Source organism: Polaribacter sp. 2305UL8-11 (assembly GCF_058147165.1).
On the sequence record NZ_JBYVJW010000011.1, the window covers coordinates 119,955 to 132,893 of the forward strand.

Annotated in this window: 7 protein-coding genes and 1 tRNA gene; all 8 read right to left on the minus strand. The window is 28.8% G+C overall.

The genetic code is table 11. From position 1 onward, the window contains the following. Positions 1-45: 45 nt before the first annotated feature. Positions 46-2,328: a translocation and assembly module lipoprotein TamL gene (tamL, locus tag ACY2RW_RS11345; RefSeq protein ID WP_490122871.1), complete on the minus strand. Its 2,283-nt coding sequence runs from the start codon at positions 2,326-2,328 to the stop codon at positions 46-48. Beyond that, complete coding sequence (locus ACY2RW_RS11350; protein ID WP_490122846.1) at positions 2,328-4,151, minus strand: translocation/assembly module TamB domain-containing protein; 1,824 nt, start codon at positions 4,149-4,151, stop codon at positions 2,328-2,330. The genes tamL and ACY2RW_RS11350 overlap by 1 nt, the downstream gene beginning before the upstream one ends. Before the next feature lie 255 nt (positions 4,152-4,406). Next, positions 4,407-6,791, minus strand: coding sequence for a hypothetical protein (locus tag ACY2RW_RS11355; RefSeq protein ID WP_490122847.1), 2,385 nt, complete (start codon positions 6,789-6,791; stop codon positions 4,407-4,409). 724 nt (positions 6,792-7,515) lie between these two features. After that, positions 7,516-7,589: transfer RNA gene (locus tag ACY2RW_RS11360), tRNA-Asp, on the minus strand. A gap of 62 nt (positions 7,590-7,651) precedes the next feature. After that, a complete protein-coding gene (locus ACY2RW_RS11365) occupies positions 7,652-8,572 on the minus strand; it encodes a DUF58 domain-containing protein (protein ID WP_490122848.1) in 921 nt (306 codons plus the stop codon). 1 nt (position 8,573) lies between these two features. Continuing rightward, positions 8,574-11,132 carry a M1 family metallopeptidase gene (locus ACY2RW_RS11370; RefSeq protein ID WP_490122849.1) on the minus strand — a complete coding sequence of 853 codons (2,559 nt, stop codon included), beginning with the start codon at positions 11,130-11,132 and terminating at the stop codon, positions 8,574-8,576. A 245-nt stretch (positions 11,133-11,377) separates the two neighbouring features. Then, positions 11,378-11,695 (minus strand): thioredoxin, encoded by a 318-nt coding sequence (gene trxA / locus ACY2RW_RS11375; RefSeq protein ID WP_490122850.1) that lies wholly within the window; start codon positions 11,693-11,695, stop codon positions 11,378-11,380. A gap of 178 nt (positions 11,696-11,873) precedes the next feature. Next, on the minus strand, positions 11,874-12,830 hold the full coding sequence (gene metF, locus ACY2RW_RS11380; protein ID WP_490122851.1) for a methylenetetrahydrofolate reductase [NAD(P)H]: 957 nt from the start codon (positions 12,828-12,830) through the stop codon (positions 11,874-11,876). Positions 12,831-12,939 lie beyond the last annotated feature (109 nt).

Consider the following 12,939-nt stretch of genomic DNA (forward strand, 5'->3'; position numbering starts at 1 on the left):
ATTAAAACAGAGTTTAAAAAAGTGTAATTTTAAGATATAATTAGGTTAAAAAGAATACCCAATTGCAAAATTTAAAACGGGTTCATCAATCCTAAAATCAAAACGCTTTCCTTCTGGTAAAGCTGGGTCATGAAATGGTGCTGCTAAATCAAAACGAATTACAAAACCTTGTATATCTACTCGCAAGCCTACTCCTGCACCCATTCCTAACTGATTGATAAAATCTGATGTAAATTTATCTTGCCCATTAAATGCTGGGTTTCCTACTGAATTCCATACATTTCCTGCATCTGCAAAGACAGCTCCTTTAAAAAATGAGAATAATGGAAAACGATATTCTACATTCGCTTCTAATCGAATATTACCAGTTCTGTCAAAAAAGGAAGTTGTGTTCTGATTGGTTGTTCCATTATAAATTCCTGGCCCTAAAGATCTAATATTAAAAGCTCTTACACTATAAGGACCTCCAGAAAAATATTGTTTTACAAACGGAACTACATCTGAATTACCATAAGCATACCCATAACCAGCAAAAAATCGGGTTGCAATTGTTTGTTCTTTATTTTTTCCAAAATTAAAATGATATCTAAAATCTACATCTGCTTTTGCATATTGTGCATATTCCAACCCTAAAAACTGTTTAGGTTCTCCTGCATTTTTTTCTTTCCCAAACAAACTAATGGAGTTTCCTGCTACATCTAAAGTAGAATTTACATAAAATTGATGCATTTTGTTAGACAACATCTCATTATATGTAAATGAAAAAGTAAGTCCAGAAATAAACTGTTGTTCAAAACTTCTTTCTAAAAATGGATTGTTTTTTAGAATTTCTTCAAAATCTGCTGTTGTATTTGATAAGCGAGTGTAATTTACAGAAATTGGATTAATTTCATAAGTAATGTACCTATTTGCATTCCAAACATAACCAAACTGAGCTGTTCCAGAAAGTAGTGTGTATAATTGGCTTCTACTCAAGTAAGTTGCACTAAAACTTGTAATTGTTTTTGGTATAGAATACTCAAAAAAGTCTTCGTTAAAAGAAAAAGGGGCTATTACTCTTGGAAAAATTAATTCTGTTTTTAAACCCAATTCCAAACTACTTAACCCTGCATTATTACCAGATGCTACCTGCGTTTCGTAACCAATAGTAGAACTAACATTTAAAGTTTCTCCTCCTTTAAATAAATTTCTATTGCTAAATGTTAACCCCAAAGTAGGCACAGCAAAATTATTTGATTTTGTTACAGCTTGCAACTCAGCTCTAATTGCACGTTTTGTTAGTGGTGATAAATATATATTCGCCTCTAAAGCACCTACATTATCTTTTGCAATAGTATCTATTTCTTTATATTGGATGTTAACATACTTATATGCTCCAATTGATGACAAACGTCTTGCTGTATTTTTAGATGTTATTGGATTGTATTTTTCTCCTTCTTTTAAGGTGATAAAATCATCTAAATATTTGGGTTTGAAAAAGATTTTATCTTGATAATAATTTTTAAGCCTATAACGTAAAGATTTGTTAGAAGCAGAATCTTTTAAATTATAATTTGGATAAATATTGATGTTTTTTACAACATAAGGTATTGTTGCTTTTTGGGGTACTTTTGCTTTTAACCTTAAAAACAAATCGAATTTTTTATTTTTATACTGATTTGTATCTGCCTCAAAGATTAAAAAATTAGGGTTAAAATTATAATAACCGTCTTTTTTTAATTCTTTATCAATTCTTTCTCTCTCTAACTTTAGATTACTTAAATCAAATCGCATATTTTTACTAAATGGAGACGTTTTTGTTAGGTTTTTAATGGCTTCATAAATTGGCGAAACCATACTATCTATTTTATAGTTTGCCATTTTATATGGTGCTGGTATTTTTAATTTATATAAAACTGCAGCTCTTTTTTCTTTTTCTACAAATGAAGATGCAACTGTACTATAAAAAAAACCATTATTTTCTAACCTATTTCTTAAAATATCTTCTACTTCTAAAGGCTCTACATCCGATTGATAAACTGGTTCTTGACCAAACTTTTTATATAACCATCTATTGATAAAATTTGGATTTTCTTTTTGGTTTTTATAGTAATAGTACAATCCTAAATGCATTCCTAAAAATTTAGAATTGGGTTCTGGACGTAAAACAGTTTTTAAATTTTCTTTTAACCTGTTTACTTTTAAAACAGAAGAATCTGCTTCTAATTCTAATTTTGCGCCAGTATACAAACGCTTTCCTTCTGGAATAAATTTATTAATACTGCAAGAGTATAACGTTAATAGCGTTAGTAGTAAAAGGATATATTTATACAAAATGGGTTTCAAAATTAGTTCTTTTTCTTTTCTATACTTTTATTTATTTTCTCTTCTTTTTCTTTTATTTTTTCTTTAGCAGCTTTCTTTTTTTCTGTTTGTTTTTTGTTTTGAGCTTTAAAAATAGCATCCCAAAGCTCTCTAAATTCATTAAATTCTTGGGTAAAAACCAACGCGATTCCACTTACAATGGTTTGCCCATCAATTACATTTTCGAATTCACTTTTTCTAAATCCTTTTAAACGATACCTACCATCTTCTGTAATTTTATATTCTAGACTTACATTACCAATTAATGGAGCAGCTTCTTCTGTAGTGTTACTTCCTTGCAAATTTACATCACTACCAACTCTTACAATTAATCGCTCGTTAAATAATTTTTTCTGAGCAGTTACCCCTAATTGTGTTCTATCTGAAGCCGAAGTTCCTTGATAGTCTGTATAGCTATTTAAATCGAAATTAAGTTCTATACCAGATTTACCTAAAATTTTATCTGAAAACGCGTTTAATTGTCCAGAAACTGCATCGTTTAAATTATCTCTAGCAATGGTTGCAAAACCTCCTGCACTTCCATCACTACCAGAGTTTGGATAAAATCTATTTAACACTAATAGAGAAAATACTTGTTTATTTAACTCTTCTTCTTGTTGATTTACTTGTTGTACTCTACCATAAACTTGTCCACCAATAGCACCTCTATCTTCTTCTGGCATTGCCAAATTAAAAGAAATTTTTGGTTGCAATAAATCTCCATCAATATTTAAATATACATTAAATGGTAGCACTTGCTTAAAACGATTTTTTACAGAAGGGTCTTCATCAGAAATTTGAGCTGCCATTAAAGGTGCAGCTGTTGTTTCTATATTATAAATTGCACTTACATTTAACCTTGCATCAAAAGGATCTCCTGACCAAGAAATTTGGCCTCCAGGTGCTAAATTAAACCTTCTGTTTACTAAACCATATAAATTTAATTCGTAATGCCCATCTGCAATTTCATAAACTCCTGTTAATGTAACCCTTCCATTTGGTATCATATTAAAAATAAAATCTCCATCTCCAGAAACTTTAAAATTATCTCCTGTGGTTTCGTCTATAACAACAGTTACAGCTGCTTCTTTATTTATTTTGAGTTTGGTAAAAATATCAAACCCTCTTATAATGGCAGTTTGCTCTTCTGTTTGAGTTAAAATAGCATCTGGGTTTTCGCGGTTTACAAAAACGACTACTTCATCTCTTCTTTCTATATTTGCGTAACTTGATGGCAACACATAGGTTACATTTGTATCTGAACCAATTGTTACATTTGCAGTAAGTTTTGGTACTTGTAAGTCTCCTGTTAAATCTGCATTTGCATTAAAAGTTGCAATACCATAAAGTGTTGGATTATCTTCTTTTTTTGCATTTAATACCCTAAAATTATCTGCTTCTAATTGTAAATTAAAACTAGGGTTGATAAAACTTTCTGTTTTTATATCTCCAGAAAGCACTAACTTATTTTTCTTTGCATCTAAAACTGTGAATTTAGAGAGATATAATCCGTTATTATCTGCATTTATTTTTTCATCTTTTAAGGTAAAGGAAGTATTTAATTTGGTAATATTAAAATTGGCATTTTTAAAGTTTATATTTCCATTATACTTGGGTTTAGATGTTTTTCCTGTTACTTTAAAAGAACCCGAAAAACTACCATTAGCTTCTTTAATTTCTCCTAAAGAAAGTGTATTTAAAGCTTTCATTTTAAACTCATTTATTATTAAATCTAAGTTTAAATTTGCATCATTATTCGCAACAAAATAATCACCAGTTAAATCTAAATCTACATCACCTTCTTTCAATTTTGCATTAAAATCATATTTACTACCTCCTAAAGATTTTGCATCAATGGTTAATTTACCAAAATTAGTTTCTAAAAATTTTAGCTGATTTACATTTAAATTTGCAAGAATTCCTGTGTCTGAAAAAGGTTGTTCTAAAATAAAGTTACCATTTAAAATACCTGTTGTTAACTCTTTTTCTGGATTTAGATAATTAAAAACTTCACTAATTTTAAAATTACTGTACTCTAAAGCAATATGTTCTTTAGTTACTTTTTATAGTTGGTCTGTTATATTTATAGATTGATTGCCTTTTGATATTTTAAAATCTTTAAATAAAAGTTTGTTATTATTTTCAAAAACAACTTCATTATCAATAGGAATTGCCCAAGCTTGTTTGTTTAATATCAAATTTTCTGGGTTGACAGAAAATTTTAAACGATTACGATTACCTGTAATTTTTGCATTTACATTCATCAAGGTTTGTTCATTGTGATAACCTGAAAAATTTAAAGAAAGTTGGTTTTTGGTTTGGTTACCAGTTATTACAGTTTTTGGAACATCTAAAGGGTTTGCTTTTATATTTTTAAAGCCTAATTTAAAGTTGAAGTTTTCTTTATCCGTTTGCATTGTAAATGCCAAACTATCAATTTCATTGTCATTATAATTGATATGAGGTGCTGTAATTTTTGCGTTTAGCTTTCTTTTTGCTTCATTAAAATTAAGAGAAGCATTGATTGTATCTATATCTTTTACATTTACCAAAAATACATCTTTTAAAAGTGGAGTTTGAGCAATCTTTGCTTCAAATTTTAAGTCTACAGGGTTTTTAATGGTATCTGCAAGAACTGCATCTCTATAAAAATAACTAAAAACATGTTTTTGCAAAGACTTACTAAATGATTGAGGATCTGTATTAGATTCTAATTTTACATCAATCATTTTATTTTTTAAAGTTACAGAGGTTGTATCTTTAGCTACAAACCCTTTTGCTAAAATGGGACCTAGTAAAAAAGTTCTGTTATCGTAAACTACTGCTCCATTTTTTACATTTGCATCTATTTGATATTTTTCTAAATTTCCTTTAAAATTTAATGAAATATCCATACCCGTTTTTACATTTCTTTGCATTATGCCCAAGCCTTGCAAATTTGCTCCTATTACATCAATATCTAATTCTGCTTGTGTGTTTATGGTATCTAATTGTATAGCACTTTTTAGTTTTAAATTTAAATTATCGTCTTTATAATTAGAAGTTATCTCTCCTTTTCCGTTTCTAAAAGCACCTTTTAATTGTAAATCTTTTACATTGTAATCATTTAACTTAAATTTAGAAACTGTCGCGTTTAAAGTTGCATCCAGATTATTGAGTGTTTTTCCTTTTCCTTTAGAGCTAATTTTAATACTTAATTCTCCGAAATCATTATTTTTTAAAAGATTATTTATTTTGTAGTTTTTTATATTGATGTTGGTATTAAAGTTAATATTTTCTTTATTACTAAAAGCTCCACTTAAGGTGATTATACCTTGAGATGATTCCAATTTTAAATCTGTTGAAATTTCTTTTACACCTCCATTTATATTACCAGTTAATACCATTTCTTTTGGTAACTGAACTCCTAAACTTTCTTCATTTAAAAACTTTAAGACATCTTTTTTTATTGTTTTTGCTCTAAAATTAGGAATTTCTATCTCTAATAAATCTAAATTTGTACTATTATATATTTTACCTTCTAAAGAAATTTTAGTTGTGTTGCCCCAATTAACTGCACCTTTAGACACTGTAATTTCAGATAGCGTTCCATCTGCATACATTGTTGCTAGAATTGGCTTTTCGCTTATTTTTTTTAGGTAATTATTATTTTTTAACGTGGGTAAAAACTTTAATAGTTCATTTACATTTAATTGAATAACAGGTAAATTTACATTTACTTTTGTAGACTCAGGAACATTTATTAATTGAGAAATTGAATTGTAATTCATTTCTAAATCTCCTATAATCTTATTTTTATTTAAAGAAAATTTTAAATCGCTAATGGCTATCTTTTTTTCTGATATTTTACCATTAAACTTTAACTGATTCATATTTAATCCAGAACTTTCTTTAAAGTTAAAAGTGCTAACATTTATATTAGCTTGCTTCTCTTTGTAAAGAATATCAAATGCTTTTAAATTTAAATTCTGAACTGCTATTGCGTTTGGATTAAAAGTATTATTACTAATAGTAGTATTATTTGCTCGATAAGTTATCTGATTATTTTCTAAATCTACCTCTTTAACATTTGCTGTAAATTGTGGCCAGACAAATTTATTATTATATTGAGGTGCATTTACAGGTTTATTATTTGATATAGAGTTTACAACTACTTTGGAGTTTTTTAGCCCTAAAACATCCACATTAAAAATAGATTCTTTTAAATTAATTTGTGCATTTTCTGAATAAAAATCAGCAAGATTTAAATTTGCTAAAATATTGGCTTCTGCAGACTCATAAAAAATATCAGAATTTGTAATTTTAATATTTTTTGCACTTAAATTTGGTAAAGGAACTTCTTCTGTAGAAATAACTAAGGCTGGTTTTTGAATGTACTTTATGTTTGAATTTTTAAGTAACAAATCATTCGCATTAAAAATCATGCTTTCTAAGTCTGTGGATTTCATTTTGGCTTTTAAAAACCCTACTTTATAGCTGCTTTCAATTCCTAGAGGAACATCTTCATACACCACATTAATGTCTTTAAACTGTACACTACCTATAACAATATTTGGTGATGATTTAGATAGCGAGTCTGCCTTAACTTTATTTGAGCTTTTGGTTGCAAAAACATCCAGTAAAAATTGAAAATTAAACCCAGCAGTGGTATCTTTTCTAATAACATTTGCTCTTAAACCATTTAATTTTAAATTTTCTACACCTAATTCGGTTCCTTTGATAATTCCCCAAAGTGGGAAATCCGCTTCTAAAAATTTTGAGTAAATTAAAGTATCACCTTTTTTATCATCTAAAAAAAGTCCTTCTACTTTTAGATTTCCATCAAAAGTTAAATATGCTTTTTCAATTTCAACTTTTGTGTTTGTTTTATTTGAAATGTAACTGGTAGCTTTATTTATAATAATATTTTGTCCCCAAGAACTTCTTATAAAAAGAAGAATAAGAAGTAAAAAAATAATTAGCCAAAAAAAATGCGAAGTAGTCTTCTTAGAAAACGATATTTCTTTTTTGTTTTTTTTTGAGTAGACACGTTAGGTTATTTAGTTAGTAAAATTACAACAACAAAGATATTAGTATTAACTTTTTTAATAATAACTTTAACTTTATTGAAGTTATTTTAATTTTACGAAAAATAATTAAACAAAAAAAGCATCTCAATTGAGATGCTTTCTGCGGTCTGGACGGGACTCGAACCCGCGACCCCCTGCGTGACAGGCAGGTATTCTAACCAGCTGAACTACCAGACCGTTGCTTATAGCGGATGCAAATATAATACAGATTTTTAGATAACCAAATATAAAAATGAAATTTATTTCATTTTTTTTCGGCTTACTAAATATTTTGTGAGAATTTCATTAAATCCAGAATGAATATCTACAGGAACATAATCTATTTGATATTGTAAACATTTATTTTTCAATTCTTTAAAATAATTCCCTACAATTTCTTTATATTTTTCTTGGACGTTTTCTGCATAAACATTTATTTCTTCTCCTGTTTCTACGTCTACAAATTTTTTGGGAACCTTATCAAAATCAAAATTTAATTCTGTTTTTCCGTCAAATGTGTGAAAAAGTACAACTTCGTGTTTGTTGTATTTTAAATGACGTAATGCTTCAAAAAGTGCTTCGTCTTCTTTTGAAGTTTGAAACATATCTGTAAACAAAAAAATTAAAGAACGTCTGTGAATCTTTTCTGCAATTTCATGTAAATATTTATAGGTATTTGTAGTTGCCTCAGATTCTGAAGTTAGCAATTGTTCCAATTGATGCAACAACATTTTTCTATGTCGCTCACTTCCTTTTTCTGGAGCATAATATTCATAAGAATCTGCATAAATACTCAACCCAACTGCATCTCTTTGTCTTTTTAAAATTTCCATTAATGAAGCTGCTGCAACAGCAGAAAAACCAACTTTATTTAAATTCTCTATAGACTGTTTTTTTACTATTGGATAGTGCATGGAAGCAGAATTATCAACTATAATATGACAGTGTAAATTGGTTTCTTCTTCGTACTTTTTGGTATATAACTTTTCTGTTTTTGCGAATAATTTCCAATCTATATGTCTTGTACTTTCTCCTTTATTGTACAATTTATGTTCAGAAAACTCAACAGAAAATCCATGAAATGGACTTTTGTGCATTCCTGTTATAAAACCTTCTACCACCTGTTTAGCAAGAATGTCTAAGTTTTTTATTTCTGATAATTTTACTTCGGATAAATTCATGCTATTTTTTGATGTCTTGAGCTCTTGTTAAATTATCTGTTGTCTGCAACAATTTCTTTAACAAAATAGGATTATAATTTGGATTATCTGCTAAAAACTCTTGCAAAATAGCATTTGCTTCTTTTGACGAATAATTTCCGATAGAACTTGCCAACCATCCTTTTGGGAAGAAAATGTCACCTGTTAATTGGACTTCTTCTAGTGTTGACAAAATTGATTTTAAATGTTTAGTTGATGATTTTTGCCTTAAAGGATGATGTATATTATTTAAAGCAGTTTGCACCCAAGATTCTTTTTCTCTATTCTCTTTTTGCAATAGCGATTTCATAAATTCATCGCGTACTTTTTCATCACTTGAAAGTGATGGTAATAACCATTTAAAACGTGCTAATCTATCTGGATTTGAAATTCGTAATTGTTGTTTCTCTAAAATTTCTGATGCTTTTGGATGGTTAAAAATTGCTAATTGCATTGCTAAAGAAGTGTAATCATTTTCATTTAAAAAAAGGTTTTTAATCTTTTTCTCTTTTATCCAAATTTGATATAAGTTCTCTTTTCCTTGTTGAGAAATAGCTAAAGATTGATACAAACTAAAAAGTGTTCTTTTTATATTTTTTGGCAACTCATTTTCTAACAAATTAAAAATTGTGGTTTCTGTTTTATTCTGAATATTTTTTTGTTCTTTATCATTTAAAAAAGTCCAAAATATGTTTTGAAGTCTACCAGATAAATAGTTTGTAATTAATTCATTTTCTTCAACTTGAATAGCGTTTAAATAAACTTCATAGGCTTCTAAAGGAGAAACTTTTCCATTCAGCATATTCTCATATAAATTGATGAATTGATACCCTCTTGAAACTTCATCTTTAATATCTTTATAAGAAAAAATCTCTTCTTTGTAAATAGGAAAAACGCCATAGCCAAATCCGTTTGTGTTGTATAAAACTTGTCTTGGTTTAAAATCTTTAGTGCCAGAAGTAATATCAAAAGATTTTCCCATATTTTTGATTCCTATGATTTTTTCATAACCTCGTGCATCTATCAATTTAATTTTAAAGGATTGTGTCCAGATTTTATCAGAACCGTCTTCAGCTTTTTGATGAATCACAAACTTGGTTACATTTCCTTTTTCATTGGTTTCAATTTCTTCATAAAAAACGGGTCTTCCTGATGAGTTTACCCAAACATCACTCCAACTTTTAATATCTCCAGCAGATTTTTTAACTAAAATTGATACCAACTCATTCCAATCTGCGTTTGAGTTTTGATATGTTTTTATATATTCTTGAATTCCTTCTTGAAAAGCCTCTTTACCCAACAAATATTCCAACTGACGCATCATAATTGGTGCTTTGTTATAAATAATTCTTCCATATAAAGAACCTGCATTTTTTAAATTATCTAAATTTTGTCTGATTGCATTTGTGCCTTTTGTTCTGTCTTCAGAATAGGCACTTGGGTAGTGAGACATCATAAAACTTAAGGTGTGATTTACCTCTGCATATACAGGATTCACTATTTTATCTGCCATAAAATTGGCAAAAACTTCTTTCATCCAAACATCATTAAACCATTTCATGGTCACCAAATCTCCAAACCACATGTGTGAGGTTTCGTGCGCAATTAGTTTTGCTCTTCCTAACTTTCTATTTTGAGTTGCATTTTTATCTAAAAACAACGATGATTGTCTGTACTGAATTGCACCTACATGCTCCATTCCTCCATATTGAAAAGGTGGAATCGCTGCAAAATCCATCTTTTGAAAAGGAAATTTAACAGCTGTGTAATCTTCTAAAAAATCGATTGAATTTTGATGAATTTTAAACACTTCACCAACACTTTCATCAATCTTTTCTTTATTATTTTCTCTGTATAGAAATCGCATATCAAAGGCTCCTGGATTTTTGGTTTCTTCTGTAAATTTTCCTGCTACAAAAGAAAATAAATACGTACTCATTAAATCTGAAGTTGCAAACGTATGTTCTGTAAAACCATCAATTTCTAAGCTACTTTCTTCAAAACCACCTGCTAACACTTTCCATTCTTTTGGTGCTGTAATTCGTAGATTATATTTGGCTTTTATATCTGGTTGATCAAAACAAGGAAACAGCGTACTTGCCCTATCAGGAACTAATAATGTGTATAAAAACTCATCATTTCTGTTCAGTGATGTTTCTCCTGCATCAAAAAAGAGTTCTATGGTATTTTCTCTTAAAACTAATTTTGATTTATCAATAATTAAATGTTCTTTTTGATGATTTATTTCTGATTTTTCACCATTAATCTTAATCGATTTTAATTTTGAAGCATCTTCATTAAAATCTAAAAAAACATCATTATTTAAATCTTTTATAGTAACAATTATTTCTAATCTTGAAGAAATTGGTTTTGTTTTCTCTTTAGGGATTTTAAAGTGTAAATTATAGACAACATCTGCAATTTGTTGTTTTCTATATTTGGCTAATTCGAAAGAAATTCCTTTTTCTAATTTTAATTCTTCTTGTTTTTTTGAGCAAGAAATTAAAAAAAGGAAACAAAATAAATATAATACATTCTTCATTAGATGATTTTATTAATTAAATTCTGCAAAAGAGCAAAGTTATTCTATTTACAATCTTAAGAAATAACTTTGCCATTTCTAGTAAGGATTGAGAAAATTATATTGAGACCCTGCAAAAAGGCAGGGTTAGTTCAACTTGCAATTTTTAAAATTAGCTTTGCTAATTCTAAAAATTGAGTTTCACTAAAATAAAAAAAGGTTTGACGTTAGCCAAACCTTTATGATATTATAAAATGTTAATACTACTAAAGAGCAGCATCAATTTTACCTGTATACACATTTTTTGGAGCAACTCCTACTTGCTTGTCTACTACTTCTCCGTTTTTAAAGATTAAAACAGTTGGTATATTTCTTACTCCATATTTAGCTGCAAATTCTTGGTTAGCATCAACATCAACCTTACCTACTACTGCTTTCCCTTCATATTCTGAGTGAATTTCATCAACAATTGGCCCCACCATTCTACAAGGTCCACACCAAGCAGCCCAAAAATCTACTAATACTGGTTTGTCTGATTTTAATACTACTTCATCAAAAGTTGCGTCTGTTATTTCTAATGCCATTTTATATTTTTTAAATTGTTATCTTAAATTTTTGATATACAAAAGTAATTATTTTATTTACTTTTAGTAATCTAAAAAAATTACTTTTTACTATTAGTCTATCAATAGTTTTTATAAAGGTCTAACAAAACTTAAAATATAAATGTAGATTCTTGCCTACACAGGAATAACAAAATACTTAAAACAACTCAGAAGCTATTGCATGAATATTATCGCTTTTTCCCATAGAATAATAGTGTAAAACTGGCACACCAGCTGCTAATAGTTCTTTGGATTGTTGTATGGCAAACTCAATACCAACTTGACGAACCTCTTTATTTGTTTTACAATTTTCTACTTCATTAATTAATTCTTCTGGAATATCTATTCGAAATACCTGAGGTAATAATTGCAAGTGACGCTTTACTGCAATTGGCTTAATTCCTGGAATAATTGGTACATTTATTCCCACTTTTTTTGCAGCTTCTACAAACGCAAAATACTTTTTATTATCAAAAAACATCTGAGTTACTACATAATCTGCACCAGCATCTACTTTCTCTTTCAAACGTTTTAAATCCGTTTGTAAAGAAGGAGCTTCTAAATGTTTTTCTGGATAACCTGCAACTCCTATACAAAAATCTGCTTTATTAGACGCTTCTACAACATCGTGTAAATACTTTCCACAATTTAAATTTTGAATTTGCGAAACCAAATCTTTTGCATATTGGTTTCCTCCTTCATTTGGTGTAAAATATTTTTGATGACTCATAGCATCACCTCTTAACGCCATTACATTATCTATTCCTAAATAATGGCAATCTACCAAAACGTACTCTGTTTCCTCTTTTGTAAAACCTCCACACAACACATGTGGCACAGTATCTACGTCATATTTGTGCTTAATGGCTGCACAAATTCCCACAGTTCCTGGGCGCATTCTGGTTATTTTTCTATCTAACAAACCATTGCCTTTATCTATATAAACATATTCTTCTCTGGAAGTTGTAACATCTATAAAAGGTGGTTTAAACTCCATTAAAGGATCTATATTATTATATAAATCTTGAATGTTATTTCCTTTTTTTGGCGGAATAATTTCAAACGAAAACAATGTTTTTCCGTCTGCGTTTTTTATGTGATCTGTAATCTTCATTTATGCTGAACTTGTTTCAGTATCTAGTTTATATTTTTTATTTGTGCGTTACCTAAAGGTCGCGCTTTACGTTTTATCCCTGAAACAAGTTCAGGGGATGCCACTTCAA